Raw genomic sequence first — 24,775 nt, forward strand, 5'->3', positions numbered from 1 at the left:
TCAGATTGGGCAAAGAGAGAAGTTTACCCGAGGCTTCGTTGCTGCCATACCCGCGCGGCACTGTGGTGGAGGATGCCGTGGCGCCGGGCCAGGGCGTGGCGATCCTTGCTGTAGCCGCCACCGATCACGCCGACCACGGGAATGTCGCGGCCCAGGCAATGCTGCAGCACGGCCTCGTCGCGGGCGGCCAGGCCGGCGTCGGTGAGTTGCAGGTAGCCGAGGGCATCGTCGCGGTGTACGTCGACGCCGGCGTCGTAGAGCACGATATCCGGCTGATAGAGGGGTAGCAGGTAGTTGAGGCTGTCGTCGACCACCCGCAGGTAGTCGCTGTCGCCCATGCCCCGGGGCAGGGGAATGTCCCAGTCGCTGGCGGCCTTGCGCGCCGGGAAGTTCTGCTCGCAGTGCAAGGATACGGTGATCGCGTCCGGCGTATCGGCGAGCAGGCGCGCCGTGCCATCACCCTGGTGCACGTCGCAGTCGAAGATCAGCACTCGCTGCGCCTTGCCGCTTTCCAGCAGGTAGCGGGCGATTACCGCCAGATCATTGAAGATGCAGAAACCCGCCGGGTAATCGTAGTGAGCGTGGTGGGTGCCGCCCGCCAGGTGACAGGCCAGGCCGTGGTGCAGGGCCTGCTCGGTGGCCAGCAGCGAGCCGCCGACTGCTCGCACGGTGCGTCGAGCCAGCTCCGGGCTCCACGGCAGGCCCAGGCGGCGCTGATCCTCGTGGCTCAGCTCGCCGCTCAGGTAACGCTCTACATAGGCGGGGCAATGGCAGAGGGCGAGGATGTCCGCGGGGCAGATTTCCGGGCGCAGCAGGTCGATATCCCGAGTCAGTCCGCTGTCCACCAGGTGGTCGCGCAGCAGACGGAATTTCTCCATCGGGAAGCGATGTCCTTCTGGAAAGGGCGGGCTGTAGTCGTCGTGGTAGATCAGCGGCAGGGGCATACAATGGCGGCGTTGGTGAACCCTGAGCAGTATGCACGAGAAGCGAAATGGATGTGATCGAGCTGCAGACGCCACGTCTGAACCTGCGCGCCTGGCATGACGAAGACCTGAGCGAGCTGGCGACACTGTGCGCTGACCCTGAGGTGATGCGCTATTTTCCCGCACCCTTGAGCCGCGAGCAGAGCATGGCGTTACTGGCGCGTCTGCAGCAGCACTTCAGGCAGCACGGTTTCGGCTTCTGGGCGTTGCAGCGTCGTGAGGATGGGCGCTTTATCGGCTTCACCGGGCTGGCCCATGTTGGCTTCGAGGCTCCCTTCAAGCCAGCGGTGGAGATTGGCTGGCGACTGGTGCCGGGTCATTGGGGGCAGGGCTATGCACAGGAGGCCGCTCGCGCCGCTCTGGATTGCGCTTTTGGCCGCTTGGCGCTGGAGCGGGTGGTGTCCTTCACCGCTACCGTGAATACGCCATCGCAGCGAGTGATGCAGGCGCTCGGCATGCGGCCGGCTGGCGGCTTCGAACACCCGGCGCTGGCGCCCGGGCACCCGCTACGCCAGCACCTGCTGTACGAGATGACGCGAAACGGATGGCTGAAGCGGGGCTGAGCCTGTCGTCTCTGCCGCCATGCCAATATTCCTGACGGCCCGCAAAGGCATTACCATTCACCGTCCGCGCACCCCGCGCGTGTCGCAGTATTGCCCTGGTCAAGGGCCGTGGAGAACCGCTATGAGTCAAGTCCTGCAAGAGTTGGTGGCGTTGCTGAGCCTTGAGGCCATCGAGGAAAACCTGTTCCGTGGCGTCAGCCAGGATCTCGGCTTTCGCCAACTCTTCGGTGGCCAGGTACTGGGGCAATGCGTGTCGGCGGCCTCCCAGACGGTCGAGGCGGATCGCCACGTGCATTCGCTGCACGGTTACTTTCTGCGCCCTGGCGATGCCACGTTGCCGGTGGTGTATCAGGTCGACCGCGTGCGTGACGGCGGCAGCTTCAGCACCCGCCGGGTGACGGCGGTGCAGAAGGGCAAGGCGATCTTCACCTGCAGCGCCTCGTTCCAGTACCTGGAGGAAGGGCTCCACCATCAGGAGCAGATGCCCGATGTACCAGGCCCGGAAGGGCTGCGTTCGGAAACCGAACTGGCCAGCCTGGTGGCTGACTCGCTGCCGCCGCGGGTACGTGAGCGTGTGCTGTTCGACAAACCCATCGACATCCGCCCGGTCACCGTCGACAACCCGTTCGCGCCGCAGCGCAGCGAGCCGGTCAAGTACGTATGGTTCCGCGCGGACGGCGAGCTGCCGGACACGCCCGCCATCCACAAGTACCTGCTGGGCTACGCCTCGGACTTCAATCTGCTGACCACCTCGATGCTGCCCCACGGCGTATCGGTGTGGCAGAAATTCATGCAGGTCGCCAGCCTCGATCACTCCATCTGGTTCCACGGCAACCTGCGCATGGACGACTGGCTGCTCTACGCCATGGACAGCCCCTGGGCAGGCAATGCCCGCGGTTTCTCCCGCGGCAGTGTGTTCAACCGTCAGGGCCAGCTGGTTGCCTCGGTTGCGCAGGAAGGCCTGATCCGCTTGCGCGAAGACTGGCGCTGAGCGGTTTCGCAGCGGCTATTCGATATTGTCCTGCCGGAGGGGTAATGAGTCTGCAGCGCTATACCCATTGGGTCTTCGATATGGACGGCACCCTGACCATCGCCGTGCATGATTTTTCCGTTATCCGCATGGCCCTGGACATCCCGCCCGAGGACGACATCCTTCATCACCTGGCAGCGCTGCCCCTGGACGTCTCGCGGGCCAAGCATGCCTGGCTGCTCGAGCACGAGCGGGAACTGGCCATTGCATCCCGGCCAGCGGCAGGTGCCGTGGCATTGGTGCGAGCGCTGCACGCGCGGGGGCTGCGCCTTGGCATCCTGACCCGTAACGCCCGAGAGCTGGCGCTGCTGACCCTGCAGGCCATCGGCCTGGATGACTGCTTCGCGCCGCTCGACATTCTCGGTCGCGACGAAGCGCCGCCCAAGCCCGATCCAGGCGGCCTGCTGCACTTGGCCGACCGCTGGCAGGTGGCACCACGGGACATGGTGATGGTCGGCGATCACCGTCATGATCTGGCGAGTGGCCGTGCCGCGGGCACCGCTACGGTGCTGGTCAACCTGCCAGCCAACCCCTGGCCGGAACTGACCGATCATTTCGTCGCGGATTGCTCGGCGCTTCAGCGGCTGTCGCTGGGCGCCTGAGTGCGTTGGCAGCACCCGTCACCCGCTTGCAGGTCATCGAGAATCGGGCAGTCGGGTTGATGATCGCCCTGGCAGTGATCCACCAGATTCTGCAGCGTATCGCGCAGGGCTTCGAGTTCGGCGATCTTCTCGTTGAGCGCGTCGATATGCTCGACGGCCAGGGCTTTTACATCGGCGCTGGCCCGATCCCGGTCGTGCCATAGCGCCAGCAGCTTGCCCGACTCGGCGAGAGAAAATCCCAGGTCACGGGCGCGGCGGATAAAGCGCAGGCGCTGCAGGTCATCGTCGCCATACTGGCGATAGCCACTTTCGCTGCGCCCGGCGCTGGGCAGCAGGCCGATGGCTTCGTAGTAGCGGATCATCTTGGCGCTAAGGCCGGTGTGCTTGGCCGCCTGCCCGATATTCATCTGCGTTACTCCTCGCTCGAGTCGTTGGGTCGCCAGGTTTTCAGCAACAGGGCATTGCTCACTACGCTGACGCTCGACAGCGCCATCGCCGCGCCGGCCAGCATCGGGTTGAGCAGGCCGAAAGCGGCCAGGGGAATGCCCACCAGGTTGTAGATGAAGGCCCAGAACAGGTTCTGGCGGATCTTGGCGTAGGTGCGCCGGGCGATGTCCAGTGCCGCGGGTACCAGGCGCGGATCGCCACGCATCAGGGTAATGCCGGCGGCCTGCATCGCCACATCGGTGCCGCCACCCATGGCGATACCGACATCCGCCGCCGCCAGGGCAGGGGCGTCGTTGATACCGTCGCCGACCATGGCCACTACGCCAGAGGCTTTCAGCTCACCGACGATGCGCGCCTTGTCCGCGGGCAGCACCTGAGCGTGAACCGAGTCGATGCCGAGCTGGCGGGCGACGGCTTGCGCACTGCCCTGGTTGTCGCCACTGATCAGGTGGCTGACGATGTGCCGCCTGCCGAGCTCGGTGATGGCCTCGCGGGCACCGTCCTTCAAGGTATCGCCAAAGGCGAACAGCACAAGCACGCGTGCTGATGCGTCATGCTCGATCAGCCAGGACAGCGTGCGTCCCTCCGCTTCCCAGGCCTGCGCAGCAGTTGCCAGTTCGGCTGGTTCGCTGGCGCCGCTTTCCAGCAACAGGCGACGATTGCCCAACTGCAGCGACTGTCCCTCGACCTTCCCGGCAATGCCACGACCAGCCAACGCCTGGCTGGCAGTCACCGGCGGTGGCTTGATGTGCGCCTCTTCGCAAGCTTGCAGCACCGCCTTGGCCAATGGATGCTCACTGCCCTGCTGCAGGGCTCCCGCCAGGAGCAATGCCTGGTTCGTCTCGACCCCGACGGTGTGCAGGTGAGCGATGCGCGGTGTGCCGGATGTCAGGGTGCCGGTCTTGTCGAACGCCACCACAGTGACGCCATGGGCGATCTCCAGGGCTTCGGCATCTTTGATCAGAATGCCGTGCCGAGCCGCCACGCCGGTGCCGGCCATGATCGCCGTTGGCGTCGCCAGGCCCAGGGCACAAGGGCAGGCGATCACCAGCACGGCCACGGCATTGAGCAGGGCGTTTTCCAGACCAGCACCGAGGGCCAGCCAGACGACCAGTGTCAGCAGTGCAATCAGCAGCACGGCCGGTACGAAGACCTGGCTGACCTTGTCCACCAGTTTCTGGATCGGCGCCTTGGCGGCCTGCGCGTCCTCTACCAGGCGGATGATCCGCGACAGTACGGTTTCTGCGCCAAGGGCGGTGGTTTCGATCAGCAGGCGACCTTCGCCATTGATCGCGCCGGCGGTCACCGGGTCGCCCGGCGCCTTGGCTTGCGGCAGGCTTTCGCCGCTGATCAATGCTTCGTCGGCGTGGCTGTTACCTTCCAGCACCTTGCCGTCGACCGGAAAACGTTCACCAGGTCTGACCAGTACCTGGTCGCCGAGGCTAAGCGCGCTGACGGCTACTCGCTGTTCGACACCATCGAGCAGGCGCACCGCTTGGTCGGGACGCAGTGCCTGCAGGGCGCGGATGGCGGAGGTGGTCTGGCGTTTGGCGCGGCTCTCCAGGTATTTGCCGAGCAGGATCAGGGCGATGATCACCGCCGAGGCTTCGAAATACAGGTGCGGCATATGACCCGCTGGGGTGATCGCCCATTGATAGAGGCTCAGGCCATAACCGGCACTGGTGCCCAGGGCGACCAGTTGATCCATATTGCCGGCACCGCTGCGCAGCGCGCTCCAGGCGGCCCGGTAGAAGCGCGCACCGAGCACGAACTGCACGGGGGTGGCCAACAGGAACTGCACCCAGGCCGGTAGCATCAGATGCACGCCGAAAGGCGCCAGCAACATCGGGAGAACCAGTGGCGCTGCCAGTAGCAGCGCCAGTATCAGTCGCCAGCGTTCGGCTTGCAGGCGTCTATCGGCAGCGTCGTTGTCCGTTTGCTGGATATCCACGGGGCTGGCCGAATAACCCGCAGCTGACACGGCGGCGAGCAGCGTTTGTGTGTCCATCCCCGCGACCACTTGCACCTGGGCTTGTTCGGTCGCCAGGTTGACGCTGGCCGACAGCACCCCAGGCTGCTTGCTCAGTGCACGCTCGACGCGGCCCACGCAACTGGCGCAAGTCATTCCCTCGATGGCCAGATCCAGCGTTTCCCTGGGGATCTCGTAGCCAGCCTTTTCGACTGCCGCCACCAGTGCTGGCAGTTGCTCGGCAGGCGCCTCGACGCGTGCGCGCTCGCTGGCCAGGTTGACGCTGGCGGCGCTGACCTGCGCTACGCTTCGCAAGGCGCGCTCGACCCGGCCGGCGCAGCTGGCGCAGGTCATGCCGCTGATCGGCAGATCGAGAGTGGACGATGTGGGCATGACGAGCTCCGATGGATCCTGGCTGATAGGCACAGGATCAACCTTGACATATGGGTAAGGTCAAGCCCCGAAACCGCTGCCGTGTCCGGCACGGCTCACTGGCTGGGTGGCGCAGGCGTCAGGTATGGGCCAGAGGCGCTGAGGCCAATGCGATAACGGCGGATTTCGCCGGCTTGCAGGCTCAGCCGCTGGCTATCGAGCGGGGTGATGCCTGCCTGGCAGTTCTCCGTACCGATCATGCCCAGGCGAACCGATACCTCGCCCGGCGGCAGATTGAAGGATACCGATTGGCCCTGAAACAGTCGCGCGGCCAGTTGATCCTGCAGGTAGACGCCGAACTCGCATGGCGATGCCACTTCCAGGCGCTCGCGGGAAACGATCAGCACGGCATAACCATCGCCCATGGTGGTATGTGACGGCAGCACCTGAGCGAGGGCTGGCAAGGGCAGGGCAAGAAACAGGGAGAGCAGGAGGCGGGGCATGGTCAGACCAGTAGCAGTGGAGTTTTCTGAGCTTGGCCGAGGTTACCGCGTTCAACAAGGTGATGCTTGACCTTGACCCGATGGCAAGCTCGATACTCCCTCACCGTTCGAACGATTGCCCTGGCGGGCAGAGGAGATGACGATGAAGGTATTCAAGGTGGAAGGGATGACATGCGACCATTGTGTGCGGGCGATCACCGGCGCCGTACAGGCCATCGACGCCTCGGCACAGGTGCAGGTCGATCTGGCCGCAGGCGAGGTCAGGGTGCGAACCTCGCATCCGGTCGATCAGGTGCTCGCCGCGATTATCGACGAAGGCTATAAGGCCGAGGCGGTGCCAGCGGCCCGAACCTAGGCTGCCAATGGCGAGGCTCGGTCAGGCCGCGTTGCCAGCCGCTTCTAATTCCAGTCGTGTATCAACCCGCGGAAAAGCCCGTCGACCATCACCGGCCCGTCTCTCTGCGGGTCGAACAGGCTGTTGTCGCGCAGCCAGTCGCTGAGCATGCCGATGATCAGTGCGTGCACGGTGCGGGCAGCGAGGCGCGGCGTCATGCCTGGGCGCAATCGCGATTGCGCTGACGGGTGGGCGAAGATCGCCTCGCACAGGTCGATGAACTGATTGATGAAGGCTTCATGGCGTTTTTCCGCCTCGCGAAGTTCTTCGGTGAACTCGCAGCGGTGTAGCAGCACCGTGAAGATGCGCCGCTTCTGCTCGTCCAGGGCGATGCTGGCGATACCTTCGACACACATCTCGCGCAGTGACTGCAATGCATCGCCGGAGTCGCTCTCCTGCAGGTGTCTGGCCAGTTGCTCCGGGGGTAGGCGTACCTGGCTGAGCATGTCGTGAAACAGGTGGGCCTTGTTCTGGAAGTGCCAATACACCGCGCCACGCGTAACGCCAGCGTGCTTGGCGATATGCTCCAGGCTGGTGTGGGCGACACCTTTTTCCAGAAACAGCATCTCGGCGGATGCCAGAATGGTGTTGCGGGTCTGTTCTGCTTGTTCTTTGGTTCGACGCATACGGCAGGAATCAATCGGTTCAGGAAAGGCGAGTGTAATTATTTTTCGCCCCTAAGGTTTGTTTTACAGACGAAGTTGTATGTAATTGTCGGTGTTCACTCTTTCAGGGGCGTCAAGCGCTCCGCCCGTTGACCCAGCCTGGGTTGGGACACTCGTCGAGTACCTTGCAAATGACGTTTCGCCTGTTGCTGATCCTCGGGGCACTCAGTGCCTTCGGCCCGCTAGCCATCGATTTCTATCTGCCCAGCTTTCCCGCCCTGGCGCTGGCGTTCGACACCGACACCGAGCATGTCCAGCTCTCCCTGGCGTCCTACTTTGCCGGCCTGGCCATCGGGCAGTTGCTCTATGGGCCGCTGGCCGATCGGTTCGGGCGGCGCATACCGCTGCTCGTCGGTGTGTCCCTGTTCACCCTGGCCTCGCTGGCCTGTGCCGTGGCGCCCACTCTCGAGTGGCTGATCGTCGCGCGCTTCGTGCAGGCCCTTGGCGGTTGCGCCGGCATGGTGGTGTCGCGGGCCGTGGTACGCGATCTGTGCGATCCGATCAGCTCGGCCAAGGTTTTCTCGCAACTGATGCTGGTGATGGGGCTGGCACCGATTCTCGCACCCGTGGCGGGTGGTTTGCTGCTCAACCTGTTCGGCTGGCCGTCGATCTTCGTCTGCCTGATGCTGTTCAGTGCGACCTGTCTGGTCGCCCTGTTCCTGTGGTTGCCGGAAACCCTGAACCCCGATGTCGAGCCGCCACCGCTGCGTGGCGCGCTCGGCGAATATCGCCGGCTGTTCGCCGATCTGCCCTTTATCGGCCACGCCCTGACTGGCGGTCTGGCGATTGCCGGCATGTTCGCGTACATCGCCGGCTCACCCTTCGTGTTCATCGAGCTCTATGGCGTTGCGACAGAACACTACGGCTGGCTGTTCGGCGCCAATGCTGCCGGCTTCATATTGGCGGCGCAGCTCAACGCATGGTTGGTATCACGCCAAGGGCCGGCCTACTGGGCCAGGCGCATCGTCTGGTTCTATCTGGGGTGTGGCACGGTGTTGCTGCTGTTGTCCTGGTTGCATAGCCAATCGCTGTGGCCGCTGCTGGTGCCGCTGTTCGGCTGCATCGCGTCGTTGGGGATCCTGCTACCGAACACCTCCGCCTGTGCGATGGCCGGGCAGGGGCGCCACGCAGGGAGCGCGTCGGCCCTGATGGGCAGTTTGCAATTCACCATCGCGGCGACCGCCGCGTCCATGGTCGGCGTGCTGCATGACGGCAGCGCCGTGCCAATGGCGGTGGTGATCTTCTGTTGCGGCGTGCTGGCGGTACTGGCTTCGCGCTTCACCCGCTGGGCGGAGCAACGGGCCGGGCACCCGCACGGCTGACCGATGGCTCAGCTCGCCATGCGTTGTCCGGCCGCCGGCAGCGCATGGGGCGCCTGTACTCTCGCTTCGAGAGTCGCCACGAACTGGCGCGCTTCGCTTTCGCTGCGAAAGCTGACCTGATGCCTGTCGAGGCTGACTTGCCAGTGAGTGCCGAGAGGGCCTTTCAACGCACGTATCCGGATATCCATGATGGTGTCTCCCAGTGAGCGTGCGAACAGTCTAGCTGCTACTGGCGTAGTTGCTCTGATGCAGATCAATGAAGCGACGGACGTCACGGCTTGCTCATGGTGCACTTGTAAAGTCATTTTTCGCAGGCAAAAAAAGACCCGGCAAAGAGCCGGGTCAATAACCGTGATTAGCCTGATGAGGAGATAATCTGAAGAGTCCGACCTAAGGTCTCTTTAGGTTATCGGCCGATCTCGCGATCAGCTGATGCAAATAATAGCAATTCTCATTACATAGTCAACAGCTATTTGGAAATTATTTTCCCTCATCGTCGCCATAGCGATTTTCTGCAGTCTGAAACGAAGAACCCCGGCGCATGGCCGGGGCATCTGTAAGCGTGGCTGACTTCAGCCAGGCTGGCGTAGCTGAGTAATTTCCTTGTTGAGCAGGTCGATGCGCCGGGCCATGCTCTCGACAAGGCTGTGGGCGATGCGTGGATTGCTTTCCATCAGGCTGAGGAACTGATCCTTGGGGATCACCATCACCGTGCAGGCTTCGCTGGAGATAACCGTGGCGCTGCGCTTCTCATGGGTGAACACGGCCATGGCGCCGAAGATCTCGTCTTTCTGCACATCCCCCACCTTCACGCCATCGACGAAGGCTTCGGCGTGCCCTTCGATGATGATGAATACGTGATCGGCCTCGTCGCCCTGATTGATCAGCGCATCGCCTTTGGCGAAATGCTTGAACCCGGTGGTCGGGCGTACTTCTGGCTGTTTGATGCGCGCCAGAGCATCCGAGAGCAGGGCGGTATGACCTACGAGGTACTGGATGAACAGCTCCTGGCGAGGTTCGCTGGCGTAGATGTGCTTGAACACTGCGCTGCGTGAATAGGGAGTCAGGGTCACCGGCTCGTCGCTGGTATAGCGGCAGGTGGGTAGGTCGATACCCTGACGCAGGCCGACCAGATCGCCTTCCTGTAGATAGAACAGCGGTCGCTCGTCGACCAGTGCATGCAGCAAGCCGTTGTCGATGATGAACAACTGGTTACCGGGCAGTTCGCGGGTCAGATCCTCACTGCGCTCGAGGTGTAGTGCTGCGCCACAGGGGCTGAGCCCATCGAGTAACTTCCCGGGGATGCTTTGCAATCGGCTGATCAGTTGGTCGGCGTAGGCCGGTTGTTCCCCGAGTAGATACATGCTGGTTCCTTGAGCTGCTCATGCTGGGTACGCACGAAAATCCCTGGGACGATAATCGTCGCCGCGCTTCAGGTAAATCGGTCTTGCTGGAGGTTGTGAACCAACGCGTGTTCTTCGCCAGCGCAGAGCTACCGAAGCCTCTGTTCTCCGTGGGGCTCGTTGGCTTTGGGAAACGAAGCGATCGGCTGGGGCAGAACTAGATCTTGGCGTCGTTCGCCGCTTCTTCCAGCTGCAGGTTGAGGCTTTCCTTGCGGGTTGGCGGCAACTCGCTCCAGTGAATGTCCAGCAAAGCGCCTTCGATGGCGTAGAGCAGGACTTTGGAGGCTCTGAATCCGCGTGCCCGGACGGCCCTGTAAGCATCGACCGCGCCGTAGCGGCGCAGATCAGTGACATTGTGGATGCCTACCGCGTGAAGCCACTGCGACGAGGTCTTGCCCAGGTTCTTGAGATGCTGCAATTCGTCGTTCACGGAATCTCCTTTTCGCGACCGTTTTGCAGGTGGGTGCTGCATGGCCGCACTACTGGGAGAAAGTGTAGCGGCCGTTGGTTCAGGACGGAGCGTTACACATTGCTACAGGTGGTTGGGATGAGTCCGATAGCGCAGGCGTGTACCGAAGTTCATCGACATGAGAATTTCGTCAGCGCTCAGCTCGGCCGGGAAATAGGCACCGGATATCTGCGCATGGGCAATGCTGGCGCCTTCGAGTTGCGTGGTGCGTAGATCCACGCCGCGCAGGTCGGCACTGCGGAAGTAGGCATTGCGAAAGTCGATGCCTTCGGCGTCCAGAGTACGCAGGTCGAGGCCGCGGAAGTCGCCACCGCTCAGGTCGATGGCAACGCCTTGCGGGCGCTGCGCATTGAAGGCGGCGACGTCATCTTCGTGCAGCAGGCGGTAGAGCGGGGTGTCCAGCTGGTGCGGTTGGCTCATGATGGCAGTGATCCGGAGGAGGGGGCTCACTGCCAGTATAGGCCACCTCTAAAAACTACCTGCGTTGTCATCACTGCGTTAAAAACAGGCTAAAAATGCTCATTTACAGCTCGTAAACTCCGCTTTTTCGCCTGTTTTTGCCTTGTGCTGACCGCCTCGCCTACATTTTTAGAGGTGCCCTATAGTGCGGCTTGGCGGCGCTGCTCGCCAGGTTTACAGGTTCGGGAAGCGCTGGCGAATGGCGCTGATCAGTTCGTTGAGGCTGGCGCTGTCGTGGGTATCAACCCGCTTGTAGTGAGCCAGCTCGGTTTCATCCAGGGCGTCCTGTCCGGCACGCTGGGCTTCTATCACTTCCAGTGTGGCGTCAGAGGGATCGTCACCCTGTTGCCGGCGCTGCTGCAGCCAACTGGTAATCACCGAATCGGGTGCCTGACAGTCGACGATCAGAAAGGGTACGCCGGTTTCTTCGGCGACAAGCTGGGCCGCCTGGCGCTGGGGACGCTTGAGGAAGGTGGCGTCCAGCACCACCGGGTAACCCGCATGCAGCGCCAGATCGGCCAGTTGGTTCAAACGCTCATAGATCGCCTTGCTGGCATCTTCACTATAAATGCCGGTATTCAGCTGATTGGTGGCGCTTGCCTGTTGCTCGCCCAGCTGGCGCTTGCGCTCGACGTCCGAGCGGATGCGTATCGCGCCGAGCGCCTCGACCAGGCGCAGTGCCACCTGGCTCTTGCCGACCGCTGAAACACCGCGGGTGATGGCCAGAAAGCGCGCAGGGATGGCGCTGTAGCTTTCCGCCAGGCCGGCGTAGCCGCGGTACTGACGCAGAATCACCGCCCGTTGCACGGCATCCTGCTCCTGGCCGAGGCGGAACAGCGCGACTTTGGCGCGCACCAGCGCCCGGTGGGTCTTGTAGATATTGAACAGCTTGAGCGAGCCGTAATCGCCGGTATGCTCCAGCCAACTGTTGAGCAGGCGCCGCGCCAGGCACTTGAGGCCGCGGTCTTCCAGATCCATGACCAGGAAGGCAGTATCCAGTGCGATGTCGGTCAGGCGGAACGGTTCGTTGAACTCGATGCAATCGAACAGAGTGGCCTTGCCGTCCAGCAGCGTTGCGTTACCCAGGTGAATGTCGCCGTGGCACTCGCGGATGAAACCCTCGCGGGCTCTGGCTTCCAGATCGGGCCACAGCCGCTCGAGGCTGGTTTCCACCCAGGCTTCCAGGGCATCCAGCTGTTGCAGGTCGGCCTTGTCGCTGAGCATCGGGCGAATCTGCTCGAAGTTCTGCCGCAACGGCGCGACGATGGCGGTGGCATTGCATAGCGAGTGGTCGATCGCGACTTGAGGCGTTTCACGGTGAAAGTCGGCGATCTGTTTGGCCAGTGCGTCGATATGCGCTTCGTTCAACTCACCCCGAGCTTGCACCTGAGCCAGTAGTTGCTCCTGAGGGAACTGACGCATCTTCAATGCGTATTCGATGATCGGATCTGCGCCGTCCAGTCGTGGGGCGTCGACGCTGCCGCTGATCGGCAACACCTCCAGATACAAATCCCGGGTCAGGCGCTGATTGAGGCGCAGCTCTTCCTGGCAGAAGTGCTGGCGGGACTCCAGGGAGGTGAAATCGAGGAAGCCGAAATCCACCGGTTTCTTGATCTTGTAAGCGTAAGGGCCAGTCAGCACAACCCAGGAAATATGGGTCTCGATGACACTGAAACCGTCCACCGGGTGCGGATAAAGGGCCGGGTTCTGCAGGGCGGTAATCAGGGCTTGGCTCACGGGTGATCCTTGGCTTGGAAAGGAGGAGAACAGGCACGCATTATGGCCCCTCATTGCCAGGCTGCAAACCGCTAGGCTGTGCCTGCCGGCGTTTCGCAAAGTGCGTATAATGCCGCGCCATGACTCGTACTCGATCTTCCCGCTCCCGTTCCAAACGCCGCCCCCGTGGCATGCGCCCCTTGCTGGGCTGGGCTATAAAGCTCGGCCTGGTCGGCCTGGTGCTGTTCGCCGGTTTCGCGGTTTACCTCGATGCCATCGTCCAGGAGAAATTCTCCGGCAAGCGCTGGACCGTTCCGGCCAAGGTCTATGCCCGGCCGCTGGAGCTGTTCGTCGGCCAGAAACTGGCCAAGGACGACCTCCTCAAGGAAATGGATGCCCTCGGCTACCGCCGTGAAAACTCGGCGAGCGGGCCCGGTGCCGTTGCTGTGTCGGGTAACAACATTTCCCTGCATTCGCGTGGTTTCCAGTTCTACGAGAGCGCAGAGCAGGCACAGCAGGTCAACGTGCGTTTCTCCGGCGACTACGTCGCTTCGCTGACCAAGGCCGACGGCAAAGACCTGGCCGTGGCGCGTCTGGAGCCGATGCTGATTGGCGGTCTGTATCCCGCGCATCAGGAAGACCGCGTGCTGATCAAGCTCGATCAGGTGCCTGCCTATCTGGTGGAAACGCTGGTGGCGGTCGAGGATCGCGAGTTCTTCAGCCATTTCGGGGTGTCGCCGAAATCCATCGCCCGTGCGGTGTGGGTCAACGCCACTGCCGGCCAGCTCCGCCAGGGCGGTAGTACCCTGACCCAGCAGTTGGTGAAGAACTTCTACCTGACCAACGAACGCAGCCTGACCCGCAAGATCACTGAAGCGATGATGGCAGTATTGCTGGAACTGCATTACGACAAACGCGAAATTCTCGAGGCGTATCTCAACGAGGTGTTCCTCGGCCAGGACGGCCAGCGCGCGGTGCACGGCTTCGGCCTGGCCAGCCAGTACTTCTTCAGCCAGCCGCTGTCCGAACTCAAGCTTGACCAGGTGGCGCTGTTGGTGGGCATGGTCAAGGGGCCGACCTTCTATAATCCGCGGCGCAATCCTGAGCGGGCCTTGAGCCGCCGCAACCTGATTCTCGACCTGTTGGTCGAGCAGGGTGTGGTGTCGCCGGAGGAAGCTGCGGCCGCGAAAGAGCGCCCACTCGGTGTGACTCAGCGCGGTAGCATGGCCAATGGCTCGTTCCCGGCTTTCCTCGATCTGGTGCGGCGTCAGTTGCGTCAGGATTACCGTGACGAAGATTTGACCGAAGAAGGGCTGCGTATCTTCACCAGTTTCGATCCGATCCTGCAGCTCAAGGCCGAAGATGCCCTGGCAGAAACCTTCAAGCGTCAGGCCGGGCGCAAGGACTCTGATCAGGTTGAAGCCGGCATGGTGGTCACCAATCCGGAGACCGGTGAAATCCAGGCGCTGATCGGCAGCCGTCAGCCGCGCTTCGCCGGATTCAACCGTGCGCTGGACGCGGTGCGGCCTATTGGCTCACTGATCAAACCGGCCATCTACCTGACTGCTCTCGAGCGCCCCAGCCAGTACACCCTGACCACTCGTGTGCTGGATGAGGCGTTCTCGGTGAAGGGTCAGGATGGTCAGGTGTGGAGGCCGCAGAACTATGATCGCAAGGCCCATGGCAGCATTTACCTGTATCAGGGGCTGGCCAACTCCTACAACTTGTCCTCTGCCAAGTTGGGCCTGGAACTGGGCGTGCCGAACGTGCTCAAAACCCTGGAGCGTTTGGGCGTGTCGCGGCAGTGGCCGGCCTATCCTTCGATGCTGCTGGGCGCGGGTGCGCTGACGCCGCTTGAAGTGACGGGCATGTACCAGACCCTCGCCAGTGGTGGCTTCAATACGCCGTTGCGCGGTATCCGCAGCGTGTTGACCGCCGAGGGCGAGCCGCTCAAGCGCTACCCGTACCAGATTCAGCAGCGTTTCGACGCGGGCTCGATCTACCTGCTGCAAAACGCCATGCAGCGCACCATGCGTGAAGGTACTGGCCGCTCGGTGTACAGCCAGTTGCCAGGCTCGCTGACGCTGGCGGGCAAAACCGGTACCAGTAACGATTCGCGCGACAGCTGGTTTGCCGGCTTCAGTCAGGATCTGTTGGCCGTGGTATGGATGGGCCGTGACGATAACGGGCCGACACCATTTACCGGGGCGACCGGCGCGCTGCAGGCCTGGACGGGCTTCATGCGTCGTGCCGATCCGCTGCCGCTGGACATGCCGATGCCGGACAATGTGGTGCAGGCATGGGTGGATGCAGCGACCGGGCAGGGCTCGGCAGAGAATTGTCCGGGTGCCGTACAGATGCCGTATATTCGCGGCAGCGAGCCGGCTCCCGGGCCTGGTTGTGGTATTCAGGCACCCGTCGACTCGGTGATGGATTGGGTGCGTGGCTGGTTGGAATAAGAGAGGTTTGACGTGAGTAAGTGGTTGATTCCCGTTTTGACTGCCTCGGTGGTGCTGGGAGGTTGTGCCAGCGTACCGCGTGGTTCCATTCCGGTCGTAGACTCCGGCTCGTCTGCTTACGAGCAGGAAGATGGCTCGGGCAATGGCTACAGCAATGCACCGGCGCCGACGCAGCAGCAGTCTCAGTCCGCTCCGGATGATTCCGGTGTGGTGGTGATGGTGCCGGGTGGTAACCCGTCTACGCCGATCGATACCTATGCTGCGCCAGCTGGCGCGCCCACCAACAGTGGTGGGTTGACGTTCGACGAGCCGCCGCTGAGCAGCGAGCCTTTGGGTTCGGCGACATACGGCAGTGCGCCACAGTCTCAGCCGTCCATACCAAGCGGCATCCCCAGTGGCAACAGTGGTGGTCTGGCTGCCGATGAGCAACTGGACGGCCCGGTGCTGGCGTTGCTGACCAGTGCGCAACAGCAGCAGACTGGTGGCGACCTCAATGGTGCGGCTTCCAGTCTGGAGCGCGCGCAGCGTATCGCCCCGCGTGAACCGCAGGTGCTCTATCGTCTGGCGGAAGTGCGCCTGGCTCAGGGCGATGCCGCCCAGGCCGAGCAGTTCGCCCGCCGTGGCCTGAGCTATGCCAGTGGTCGTCCGGCTCTGCAGGCGAGCCTGTGGGATCTGATCGCCAAGTCCCGTGAGCAGCAGGGTGATGCCGCAGGTGCCGCCCAGGCTCGTGAGCGTGCGCGAGTCAATCTGTGACAGCGGCACGAGTAACCGATATCGCCGACCAGCTGTTGCTGGTCGAGCGTGCGTTGCGGACGCAAGGCTGGTGGGATACATCTGCACCGAGCGAGCAGGCCTTGGCCAGTGAGCAGCCGTTCTGCGTGGATACGCTGGACTTCGCTCAGTGGCTGCAATGGATCTTCCTGCCACGCATGAAAGCCATCATCGAGGCGGGCACCGATCTGCCGGCCGTGTCCGGCATCCTGCCCATGGCCGAGCACGTCTATGGTGCCGACAATCGCGCTGCGGCCGAATTGTTCCAGGCTCTGCGCGATTTCGACCGGCTCATCACTGCGGGCTGAGGCCCGCAGTCTTTCTCGTTACTTGCAGTTCTCTTCGATCGCCTTCTTGCTCTCGGCGATCCGCTGCTGGCGTTCTTCCTCGCCAAGACGGCGCATTTCTCCACCGTCCTCCACGCGCACCCGCGGGTTGTTTTCCAGCTGCGCGAGGTTGTTGCGCTGACTCTCGCAATATTTGCGGCGTTGCGCTTCCTGTTCGGCCACCTCCTGCTTGACCTTGGCGTCGATCGCCGCCTGCTCCGGGTCGGCGATGTTCTGGAAGGTCGGCGTCGGTTTCGGCTCGGTGGAGGGCGGTGGGGGAGTGGCCGTATTTACCGTGGTGGCTTGCTGGCCTTGCGGTGGTTGTTCGCTGAAATGGGTGACGCCCTGGGCGTCGACCCACCTGTATACCTGGCCAGCCAGGGCGGTGGTGCTCAGAGCGAGCGCCAGGCTGGTGGTGAGGATCATGCGGCGCATGGGACTTCCTTATTAGGGCTGTTGCCGAACCTTGCGGGGGTCGGAACGGGGGTTTCATGGTCTGTGCTTCGCGCAGCGGACGCTCGTGGCGGCGCGTGCGGAGTATCTGCCGGTTACTATAACCAAATCGGTTGCCAGTCCATCCTGCGCTGCTTCACATCGGCATGGGTTTTTCGCACATCACGGCGTTCTCGATACTTCAGCGGGCCTGGATATCCCCTGTGAATCGCATATTCCATCACGGATCACTTGACTTGCCGTCTTCGAATAACAACAATCGAATGCTCGCTGCAGTGGGGTCAGCCGCAAGCTGGCTTCAGCTCAGTAGACATGAGGCGCTACCCGCGCCGACCTTTCGTTACACCCGCAACGCGTTACCTCGCGCTGGGTGGGAAAGTCCCGCAACACATCAGGGATTCTCCCAATACTTGCTCAGTTGTAGCTGACGTAGTCGGCGACCACAGTCGCTCATGCTCTGCTGACAGTAAACCTACTCGGGCCGTACCTGCAAAAGGGCGGTTTTCTGGCGTTTTAGAGGTGAACAACGTGGAGCTTTTATCCGGCGCTGAAATGGTCGTCCGCTCGTTGCGTGACGAAGGCGTTAAGTACATCTATGGGTATCCGGGTGGTGCCCTCCTGCACATCTACGATGCCTTGTTCAAAGAACCGGAAGTGACCCACATCCTGGTTCGCCACGAGCAGGCGGCGACCCATATGGCGGACGGCTATGCCCGTGCCACCGGCAAGGCCGGCGTGGTGCTGGTGACCTCCGGCCCTGGCGCGACCAATGCCGTTACCGGTATCGCCACCGCCTACATGGACTCGATCCCGATGGTGATCCTTTCCGGTCAGGTGGCCAGTACCGTGGTTGGCACCGATGCCTTCCAGGAAGTCGACATGGTCGGCATCTCCCGCCCGATCGTGAAACACAGCTTCATCATCAAGCATCCTTCGGAAATCCCCGAAGTGATCAAGAAGGCTTTCTACCTCGCCGAGTCCGGTCGTCCTGGTCCGGTGGTCGTGGATATTCCCAAGGACATGGGCGATCCGACCCAGAAGTTCGAATACAGCTACCCGAAGAAGGTCAAACTGCGTTCCTACAGTCCGGCGGTTCGTGGCCATTCGGGGCAGATCCGCAAAGCGGCGGAAATGCTCATCGCGGCCAAGCGTCCGATCATCTATTCCGGCGGCGGCGTGATTCTCGGTGGCGCCTCGGCCCACCTGACCGAACTGGCCCGCGCGCTGAACGTGCCAGTCACCAACACCTTGATGGGCCTCGGCGCCTACCCGGGCGATGACCGTCAGTTCGTCGGCATGCTGGGCATGCACGGCAGCTACACCGCCAACCTGGCCATGCACCACGCCGACGTCATCCTGGCAGTCGGTGCGCGTTTCGACGACCGGGTCATCAATGGTGAAAACGCGACCAAGTTCTGCCCGAACGCCAAGATCATTCATATCGACATCGACCCTGCGTCGATCTCCAAGACGGTCAAGGCCGATATCCCGATCGTCGGCCCGGTCGACAGCGTGCTGAGCGAGATGGTCGCCGCACTCAAGGAAATCGAGCAGAACCCGGATAAAGACTCGCAGGCCGCCTGGTGGAAACAGATCGAGGAATGGCGCGGTAATCGCGGTCTGTTCCCGTACAACAAGGGTGACGGCAGCATCATCAAGCCGCAGACCGTGATCGAGACGCTGTACGAGGTCACCAAAGGTGATGCCTTCGTCAGTTCCGATGTTGGTCAACACCAGATGTTCGCGTCGCAGTACTACAGGTTCAACAAGCCGAACCGCTGGATCAACTCTGGCGGTCTGGGCACCATGGGCTTCGGTTTCCCGGCGGCCATGGGCGTCAAGCTGAACTTCCCGGATAACGACGTGGCTTGCGTCACCGGTGAAGGCAGTATCCAGATGAACATCCAGGAGCTGTCGACCTGCCTGCAGTACGACCTGCCGGTGAAGATCGTCAACCTCAACAACGGTGCGCTGGGCATGGTTCGCCAGTGGCAGGACATGCAGTACAGCAGCCGTTACTCGCATTCCTACATGGAGTCGCTGCCCGATTTCGTCAAGTTGGCCGAATCCTACGGGCACGTGGGCATGCGCATCACGGATCTGAAAGACCTCAAGCCGAAGATGGAAGAAGCCTTCGCGATGAAGAACCGCCTGGTGTTCCTCGACATCGCCGTGGATACCAGCGAGCACGTCTACCCGATGCAGATTCGGGGTGGGGCGATGCGCGACATGTGGCTGAGCAAGACGGAGCGTACCTGACATGCGTCATATCATTTCCCTGCTGCTGGAAAACGAACCGGGAGCCTTGTCGCGTGTGGTCGGCCTGTTCTCCCAGCGCAACTACAACATCGAAAGCCTGACCGTGGCGGCGACCGAAGACCCGACTCTGTCGCGCCTGACGTTGACCACGATTGGCCATGATGACGTGATCGAGCAGATCACCAAGAACCTCAACAAGCTGATCGAAGTGGTCAAGTTGGTGGATCTCTCGGAAAACGCTCACATCGAGCGCGAGCTGATGCTGGTAAAGGTCAAGGCCACTGGCGCCCAGCGCGCCGAGGTCAAGCGCACTACCGACATCTTCCGTGGGCAGATCGTCGATGTGACGCCGAGCGTCTACACCATCCAGCTGGCCGGTACCAGCGACAAGCTGGACAGCTTCATCCAGGCCATCGGCACCGCATTGATCCTGGAAACCGTACGCAGTGGCGTCACCGGTATCGCCCGTGGCGACAAGGTACTGAGTATCTGATCGCGACGTTGAAGAAGCCCCGCCCAGTGCGGGGTTTTTTTGGCCCGCCCTCCCTGGCGAGCACCCAGCGGGCCGTTGCAGGCGACGTCAAGAATGGCTCCCGGCCACTTTCGAAAATTTACTGCTGGCGGTTCCAGAAGGCGGCGATCAGTGGGTCTTTGAGGCGCTTTTCCAGTGCGAACAGGCCAATGTCGTAGGCGGTCAATGGCGGCTGGATATCGTAGAGGCGGATGCGTGCGGCCAATGGGCTGTTGTCCAGCACGATCTGCGGTACCACACCGATACCGAACCCCAGGCTCACCATGCTGACGATGGCTTCGTTGCCGCTCACCTGGGCATAGATCCGCGGTTTGATGTTGTGGCTTTTCAGCCAGCGATCGGTACGGGTTCGGGCCAGGCCTTCTTCCGAGAGAATCATCGGCACGTCCTGCCAGCTTTCCGCCCTGGGGTGCCTGAGCTGTTCTTCGCTCAACAGTTGAGGAGACTGCGGACCGATGAAGCGCAGTTCCGAGCGAGTGATCGATTGAAAGACGATGCCGGCCGGCAAGCTGTCGGGGAGGGCACCGATGGCAAGATCTTCCAGCCCCAGTTGCACGCGCTCGACGGCCTTCGCCGGATCGCCGGTATGCAGCTTCATTTCGATGCGCGGGTAGGCCTGCCGGAAGCTGCTCAGGATGTCGTAGAGGAAGCTGTAGCTCGCCGTCACCGAGCAATACAGGGAGAGCTCTCCATGCAGGATCAGCTGATCCTGTCTGAAGGTCTGACGAATCGCCTGCCAGCCGTTCATGACATCGCTTGCGTACTCGCGGAACTGTTGTCCTTCGCGGGTCAGCCGTACTGAGCGATTGTCGCGCACGAACAGGGGAGCGCCGAGTTCCTCTTCGAGTTGCTTGATGCTGCGACTGAGCGCGGAGGGGCTGACGTGCTGCTCGCGGCTGGTTTTGCCGAAGTGCAGGTTATCCGCCAGGGAAAGAAAGAGCCTGAGTGCGTGGCTATCCATGAGCGTTTCATATATTGGCATGTTGTGTTGCAAATATATCATTTTACGCAATGGGACGGATCACTTAAGGTGCCTCTGTAGCGGTGCCAGCACCCCATCCTTTTCGATTCAAAAGAGCCAAGAACATGAAAGTTTATTACGACAAAGATTGCGACCTCTCCATCATCCAGAGCAAGAAAGTCGCCATCATCGGTTACGGCTCCCAGGGCCACGCCCAGGCCTGCAACCTGAAAGACTCCGGCGCCGACGTGACCATCGGTCTGCGCAAAGGCTCGGCCACCGTCGCCAAGGCCGAAGCCCATGGCCTGAAAGTCACCGACGTGGCCAGCGCCGTCGCTGCCGCCGACCTGGTGATGATCCTGACTCCGGACGAGTTCCAAGGCCAGCTGTACAAGAACGAGATCGAGCCGAACATCAAGCAGGGCGCTACCCTGGCGTTCTCCCACGGCTTCGCCATTCACTACAACCAGGTCGTTCCGCGCGCTGATCTCGACGTGATCATGATCGCGCCGAAGGCCCCGGGCCACACCGTACGTACCGAGTTCGTCAAAGGCGGCGGTATTCCTGACCTGATCGCGGTCTATCAGGACGCTTCCGGCAATGCCAAGAACGTCGCTCTGTCCTATGCTTCGGGCGTTGGCGGTGGCCGTACCGGTATCATCGAAACCACCTTCAAGGACGAAACCGAAACCGACCTGTTCGGCGAACAAGCCGTTCTGTGCGGTGGTACCGTCGAACTGGTCAAGGCCGGTTTCGAAACCCTGGTCGAAGCCGGTTACGCGCCGGAAATGGCCTACTTCGAATGCCTGCACGAACTGAAGCTGATCGTTGACCTCATGTACGAAGGCGGCATCGCCAACATGAACTACTCGATCTCCAACAACGCCGAGTACGGCGAGTACGTGACCGGCCCGGAAGTCATCAACGCCGAATCCCGTCAGGCCATGCGCAACGCTCTGAAGCGCATCCAGGACGGCGAATACGCGAAGATGTTCATCAGCGAAGGCGCTACCAACTACCCATCGATGACCGCCAAGCGTCGTAACAACGCCGCTCACGGTATCGAAATCATCGGCGAGCAACTGCGTTCGATGATGCCGTGGATTTCGGCTAACAAGATCGTCGACAAGTCGAAAAACTAAGTCGAACCCGATCGAGAAAGAACGCGGCCCTGGCCGCGTTTTTTCGTTATGGGGCGGGCTTCTGGTATAAAGCCCGAACGCTAATGCCGACGTCAGGGCGAACGCTTGCCCAGCGACTCGGTCGAAAATTCAAATCCGTAGCAAGGTGTTGTTCATGAGCGAGCGTCCGCAAGAGCCAAAATCGTCCAAGGACGATGAAAGCTTACTGCCCATCGACGAACATATTGAGGAAGGGCACGACGACGAGGGGCGGAAGGTTCGCCATCGCGGCATCTACCTGTTGCCCAATCTGTTCACGACCGCGAATCTGTTCGCCGGCTTCTACGCCATCATCAACGCGATGAACGGCAACTTCTATGTAGCCGCCGCGGCGGTGTTCGTGGCCATGGTGCTGGACGGCCTGGATGGTCGCGTCGCGCGCCTGACCAATACCCAGAGCGCCTTTGGCGCCGAATACGATTCGCTCTCCGACATGGTCGCCTTCGGTGTCGCACCGGCATTGCTGGCCTTCGAATGGGCGCTCGGCAGTATGGGCAAGGTCGGCTGGATGGTCGCCTTCATCTATGTAGCCGGTGCTGCATTACGCCTGGCCCGCTTCAATACCCAGATCGGCAGTGTCGACAAGCGCTATTTCATCGGCCTGGCCAGTCCTGCAGCTGCTGGTGTCGTGGCCGGTACCGTGTGGGCGTTCAGTGATTTCGGCATCAAAGGCTCCAACATGGCTTTCGTGGTGGCGATCCTCGTCGCAGCGGCCGGCATGCTGATGGTCAGCAATATCAAATACAACAGCTTCAAGAACCTCGACTTGAAAGGTCGCGTACCGTTCGTGGCGATTCTTGCCGTGGTGCTGGTATTCGCTGTGGTATTCAGCGATCCACCGCGCATCTTGCTGCTGATCTTCCTCGCCTATGCGGTTTCTGGTCCGATCCAGTACCTGCTGCGTCTGCGTCGTCGCCAGACCAGCGAGTGATGTAATTTCCTCCAGACTCCGTAGTCTATTGGGCATGCCTGTCCCGATACTGCGGAGTCACCATGCTGATCAAGCTCCCCCGTGCATCCGAATGCAACGAGTCGGATGTCACCTCCGAATCCGTTTACCTTTCCCGCCGTACCTTTATGTCGGCAGCCGCCGCCGGTATGGCGCTTGGCAGCGTCCCGGCGTGGGCGCAGTCATCGGCTGCCGAACGCTATGCGGATGTCGAGGCCGGGCAAGCACCCGCCTGGCTGGCCGAGCGTATCGCCGCGACCAAGTGGGAGGCGGTAACCGTCAACGGTGAAGCCGTGACACCGTTTCGTGATGCCACCCACTACAACAACTTCTATGAGTTCGGCCCGGACAAGTCGGATCCTGCGGCAAACGCCGGCAGCCTGAAAACCGAGCCCTGGTCTGTGGTGGTCGATGGTGAGGTTGGCAAGCCAGGGCGTTATGCGCTGGAAGACTTCATCAAGCCCTATCAATTGGAGGAGCGCATCTACCGGCTGCGCTGCGTCGAAGCCTGGTCGATGGTGATTCCCTGGATCGGTTTCCCCATCTCCGCGTTGCTCAATAAGGTGGAGCCAACGTCCGCGGCGAAATTCATTCGCTTCGAAACACTCAATGATCCCGACAGCATGCCGGGGCAGCGCTCGCGCTTCGGTCTGATCGATTGGCCTTATGTAGAAGGGCTGCGCCTGGATGAAGCGATGCACCCACTGGCCATTCTTGCTGTGGGCATGTATGGCCGTGAACTGCCTAACCAGAACGGAGCATCCTTACGTTTGGTCGTGCCGTGGAAGTATGGCTTCAAGAGCATCAAGTCCATCGTCCGTATCAGCCTGGTCGGCGAGCAGCCGAAGACGACCTGGCAAAGTATCGCGGCGCAGGAGTATGGCTTCTATGCCAATGTGAACCCCAACGTCGACCACCCTCGTTGGACGCAGGCTCGCGAGCGGCGTCTACCCAGCGGGCTGTTCAGTCCCAATGTGCGTGAAACCCAGATGTTCAACGGTTACTCGGAAGAAGTCGCCGCGCTCTACAGCAATCTCGATCTGCGGAAGAACTATTGATGCGGCATCCGTACTGGCGGCTTTGCGTATTCTTGCTGGCTGCGGTCTGGCCGCTCTATTGGTTGTACCAGGCCTGGATCTTCGCCCTGGGGCCCGATCCGGGCAAGGTGTTGGTCGAACGGCTCGGGCTGGGAACGCTGATCCTGTTGCTCATCACGCTGAGCATGACGCCGCTGCAGAACGTGAGTGGATGGTCTGGCTGGATTTCCGTGCGTCGCCAGCTCGGTCTCTGGTGTTTTGCCTATGCTGTACTGCACCTGATGGCATACGCCGTATTCATTCTTGGATTGGACTGGTCGCAGTTGGCCGTTGAATTGCGCAAGCGGCCCTACATCATCGTCGGTGCCATCGCGTTGTTCGGCCTGCTGCTACTGGCAGTCACGTCCAACCGGTACAGCCAGCGCCGTCTTGGTAAGTCCTGGAAGAAGCTGCATCGCCTCATCTACCTGATCCTGCCTCTCGGATTGCTGCATATGTTGTGGGTCGTGCGGGCTGATCTCGAAGAATGGGCTGTTTATGCAGTCATTGGTAGCCTGCTACTGATGCTGCGTATCCCGCCGGTGATGCGCCGAATCCCGCGTATCACGGGGAAGAGGGCGGAATCTTCGACAAAAGCGTAAATAACCGTTGACCTGAGAACCAGGTTGCCTATAATGCGCACCACTTCCGGCGCGGCCTGATCTGAAAACTCCTTGTTAATCAGGTAGTTAGACGAAAATAAAGGTTGCACGGACGGCGAATTCGAGTAGAATGCGCCGGCATCGACAGGGCGGTTTGAGTGGCGCTGTTGATGGCTCGATCGGGTTGGATCGAAAGCGGTTGAAGAGGTGGTTGACAGCGGTTTGTAACGCTGTAGAATGCGCCTCCCGCTGGAGAGAAGATGGTCTGGTGGGGTGCTGCAAGGTGTTGAGAAGAAAGAAAAAGTTCTT

General features: G+C 61.5%; 26 protein-coding genes and 1 pseudogene. 14 read left to right on the forward strand and 13 right to left on the reverse strand.

Translation table 11 applies throughout. From position 1 onward, the window contains the following. Window positions 1-23: 23 nt before the first annotated feature. On the reverse strand, window positions 24-944 hold the full coding sequence (locus DNK06_RS12340; protein WP_131180302.1) for a histone deacetylase family protein: 921 nt from the start codon (window positions 942-944) through the stop codon (window positions 24-26). Window positions 945-991: 47 nt separating this feature from the next. Between DNK06_RS12340 and DNK06_RS12345 the strand changes: the two genes are divergently transcribed. The 3 genes from DNK06_RS12345 (at window position 992) to DNK06_RS12355 (ending at window position 3,178) form a co-directional block, all read left to right on the forward strand. Next, the gene (locus DNK06_RS12345) at window positions 992-1,546 is read left to right on the forward strand and encodes a GNAT family N-acetyltransferase (RefSeq protein ID WP_131180303.1); all 555 of its coding nucleotides are present in this window, start codon (window positions 992-994) and stop codon (window positions 1,544-1,546) included. 121 nt (window positions 1,547-1,667) lie between these two features. Continuing rightward, the gene (tesB, locus tag DNK06_RS12350; RefSeq protein WP_131180304.1) at window positions 1,668-2,537 is read left to right on the forward strand and encodes an acyl-CoA thioesterase II; all 870 of its coding nucleotides are present in this window, start codon (window positions 1,668-1,670) and stop codon (window positions 2,535-2,537) included. Window positions 2,538-2,581: 44 nt separating this feature from the next. Next, complete coding sequence (locus DNK06_RS12355) at window positions 2,582-3,178, forward strand: HAD family hydrolase (protein ID WP_131180305.1); 597 nt, start codon at window positions 2,582-2,584, stop codon at window positions 3,176-3,178. Here DNK06_RS12355 and cueR read toward each other — a convergent pair. From cueR to DNK06_RS12370, 3 genes are all read right to left on the reverse strand, one after another. Then, window positions 3,154-3,585, reverse strand: coding sequence for a Cu(I)-responsive transcriptional regulator (cueR, locus tag DNK06_RS12360; protein WP_131180306.1), 432 nt, complete (start codon window positions 3,583-3,585; stop codon window positions 3,154-3,156). The genes DNK06_RS12355 and cueR overlap by 25 nt on opposite strands. Window positions 3,586-3,590: 5 nt before the next feature. Continuing rightward, window positions 3,591-5,987: a heavy metal translocating P-type ATPase gene (locus tag DNK06_RS12365; RefSeq protein WP_131180307.1), complete on the reverse strand. Its 2,397-nt coding sequence runs from the start codon at window positions 5,985-5,987 to the stop codon at window positions 3,591-3,593. Window positions 5,988-6,082: 95 nt separating this feature from the next. Beyond that, window positions 6,083-6,469, reverse strand: coding sequence for a hypothetical protein (locus tag DNK06_RS12370; protein WP_131180308.1), 387 nt, complete (start codon window positions 6,467-6,469; stop codon window positions 6,083-6,085). 142 nt (window positions 6,470-6,611) lie between these two features. On the opposite strand from DNK06_RS12370, the gene DNK06_RS12375 reads away from it, so the two are divergent. Beyond that, window positions 6,612-6,824, forward strand: coding sequence for a heavy-metal-associated domain-containing protein (locus DNK06_RS12375; protein WP_131180309.1), 213 nt, complete (start codon window positions 6,612-6,614; stop codon window positions 6,822-6,824). A 44-nt stretch (window positions 6,825-6,868) separates the two neighbouring features. Here DNK06_RS12375 and DNK06_RS12380 read toward each other — a convergent pair whose 3' ends face one another. Beyond that, a complete protein-coding gene (locus tag DNK06_RS12380; protein WP_131180310.1) occupies window positions 6,869-7,489 on the reverse strand; it encodes a TetR family transcriptional regulator in 621 nt (206 codons plus the stop codon). A 170-nt stretch (window positions 7,490-7,659) separates the two neighbouring features. Between DNK06_RS12380 and DNK06_RS12385 the strand changes: the two genes are divergently transcribed. After that, window positions 7,660-8,850, forward strand: a complete 1,191-nt coding sequence (locus DNK06_RS12385; RefSeq protein WP_131180311.1) for a multidrug effflux MFS transporter — start codon at window positions 7,660-7,662, stop codon at window positions 8,848-8,850. Between the two features lie 8 nt (window positions 8,851-8,858). Here DNK06_RS12385 and DNK06_RS12390 read toward each other — a convergent pair whose 3' ends face one another. The 5 genes from DNK06_RS12390 to DNK06_RS12410 all read right to left on the reverse strand — a co-directional run bounded on the left by DNK06_RS12390 (window position 8,859) and on the right by DNK06_RS12410 (window position 12,918). Next, the gene (locus DNK06_RS12390; protein ID WP_131180312.1) at window positions 8,859-9,038 is read right to left on the reverse strand and encodes a hypothetical protein; all 180 of its coding nucleotides are present in this window, start codon (window positions 9,036-9,038) and stop codon (window positions 8,859-8,861) included. Window positions 9,039-9,422: 384 nt separating this feature from the next. After that, window positions 9,423-10,214, reverse strand: coding sequence for a Crp/Fnr family transcriptional regulator (locus tag DNK06_RS12395; protein ID WP_131180313.1), 792 nt, complete (start codon window positions 10,212-10,214; stop codon window positions 9,423-9,425). Window positions 10,215-10,410: 196 nt separating this feature from the next. Beyond that, a complete protein-coding gene (locus DNK06_RS12400) occupies window positions 10,411-10,683 on the reverse strand; it encodes a TfoX/Sxy family protein (RefSeq protein ID WP_131180314.1) in 273 nt (90 codons plus the stop codon). A gap of 102 nt (window positions 10,684-10,785) precedes the next feature. Further along, window positions 10,786-11,142 (reverse strand): pentapeptide repeat-containing protein, encoded by a 357-nt coding sequence (locus tag DNK06_RS12405; RefSeq protein WP_131180315.1) that lies wholly within the window; start codon window positions 11,140-11,142, stop codon window positions 10,786-10,788. A 213-nt stretch (window positions 11,143-11,355) separates the two neighbouring features. Next, window positions 11,356-12,918: a bifunctional aminoglycoside phosphotransferase/ATP-binding protein gene (locus DNK06_RS12410; protein WP_131180316.1), complete on the reverse strand. Its 1,563-nt coding sequence runs from the start codon at window positions 12,916-12,918 to the stop codon at window positions 11,356-11,358. A 119-nt stretch (window positions 12,919-13,037) separates the two neighbouring features. On the opposite strand from DNK06_RS12410, the gene mrcB reads away from it, so the two are divergent. From mrcB to DNK06_RS12425, 3 genes are read left to right on the forward strand one after another with little or no spacing between them, the layout of a single operon-like run. Then, window positions 13,038-15,356 (forward strand): penicillin-binding protein 1B, encoded by a 2,319-nt coding sequence (gene mrcB / locus DNK06_RS12415; RefSeq protein ID WP_131180317.1) that lies wholly within the window; start codon window positions 13,038-13,040, stop codon window positions 15,354-15,356. 12 nt (window positions 15,357-15,368) lie between these two features. Further along, window positions 15,369-16,109, forward strand: a complete 741-nt coding sequence (locus tag DNK06_RS12420; RefSeq protein ID WP_131180318.1) for a tetratricopeptide repeat protein — start codon at window positions 15,369-15,371, stop codon at window positions 16,107-16,109. After that, window positions 16,106-16,435 (forward strand): YqcC family protein, encoded by a 330-nt coding sequence (locus DNK06_RS12425; RefSeq protein WP_131180319.1) that lies wholly within the window; start codon window positions 16,106-16,108, stop codon window positions 16,433-16,435. The genes DNK06_RS12420 and DNK06_RS12425 overlap by 4 nt, the downstream gene beginning before the upstream one ends. An 18-nt stretch (window positions 16,436-16,453) precedes the next feature. On the opposite strand, the gene DNK06_RS12430 is transcribed toward DNK06_RS12425, so the two are convergent. Next, window positions 16,454-16,888: a DUF4124 domain-containing protein gene (locus DNK06_RS12430; protein WP_131180320.1), complete on the reverse strand. Its 435-nt coding sequence runs from the start codon at window positions 16,886-16,888 to the stop codon at window positions 16,454-16,456. A gap of 546 nt (window positions 16,889-17,434) precedes the next feature. Here DNK06_RS12430 and DNK06_RS12435 point away from each other — a divergent pair. Beyond that, window positions 17,435-19,165: an acetolactate synthase 3 large subunit gene (locus DNK06_RS12435; RefSeq protein ID WP_131180321.1), complete on the forward strand. Its 1,731-nt coding sequence runs from the start codon at window positions 17,435-17,437 to the stop codon at window positions 19,163-19,165. Window position 19,166: 1 nt separating this feature from the next. Next, window positions 19,167-19,658 (forward strand): acetolactate synthase small subunit, encoded by a 492-nt coding sequence (gene ilvN / locus DNK06_RS12440; protein WP_131180322.1) that lies wholly within the window; start codon window positions 19,167-19,169, stop codon window positions 19,656-19,658. Window positions 19,659-19,776: 118 nt separating this feature from the next. Here the strand turns inward: ilvN and ilvY are convergent, their stop codons facing one another. Next, window positions 19,777-20,658 carry an HTH-type transcriptional activator IlvY gene (gene ilvY / locus DNK06_RS12445; protein WP_131180323.1) on the reverse strand — a complete coding sequence of 294 codons (882 nt, stop codon included), beginning with the start codon at window positions 20,656-20,658 and terminating at the stop codon, window positions 19,777-19,779. 125 nt (window positions 20,659-20,783) lie between these two features. On the opposite strand from ilvY, the gene ilvC reads away from it, so the two are divergent. The 4 genes from ilvC to msrQ all read left to right on the forward strand — a co-directional run bounded on the left by ilvC (window position 20,784) and on the right by msrQ (window position 24,466). Further along, on the forward strand, window positions 20,784-21,800 hold the full coding sequence (ilvC, locus tag DNK06_RS12450) for a ketol-acid reductoisomerase (RefSeq protein ID WP_131180324.1): 1,017 nt from the start codon (window positions 20,784-20,786) through the stop codon (window positions 21,798-21,800). A gap of 154 nt (window positions 21,801-21,954) precedes the next feature. Further along, entirely contained in the window at window positions 21,955-22,770 is an 816-nt protein-coding gene (pssA, locus tag DNK06_RS12455; RefSeq protein ID WP_131180325.1) for a CDP-diacylglycerol--serine O-phosphatidyltransferase, read from the forward strand. Window positions 22,771-22,832: 62 nt separating this feature from the next. After that, on the forward strand, window positions 22,833-23,846 hold the full coding sequence (gene msrP, locus DNK06_RS12460; RefSeq protein WP_131180326.1) for a protein-methionine-sulfoxide reductase catalytic subunit MsrP: 1,014 nt from the start codon (window positions 22,833-22,835) through the stop codon (window positions 23,844-23,846). Then, window positions 23,846-24,466, forward strand: coding sequence for a protein-methionine-sulfoxide reductase heme-binding subunit MsrQ (gene msrQ / locus DNK06_RS12465; RefSeq protein WP_131180327.1), 621 nt, complete (start codon window positions 23,846-23,848; stop codon window positions 24,464-24,466). The genes msrP and msrQ overlap by 1 nt, the downstream gene beginning before the upstream one ends. 87 nt (window positions 24,467-24,553) lie before the next feature. On the opposite strand, the pseudogene DNK06_RS25205 reads toward msrQ, so the two are convergent. Next, window positions 24,554-24,775, reverse strand: a pseudogene (locus tag DNK06_RS25205) (hypothetical protein); the annotation flags it as partial.

Origin of the sequence: Phytopseudomonas daroniae, assembly GCF_004327285.1 — a bacterium.
Classification (GTDB): Bacteria; Pseudomonadota; Gammaproteobacteria; order Pseudomonadales; family Pseudomonadaceae; genus Aquipseudomonas; species Aquipseudomonas daroniae.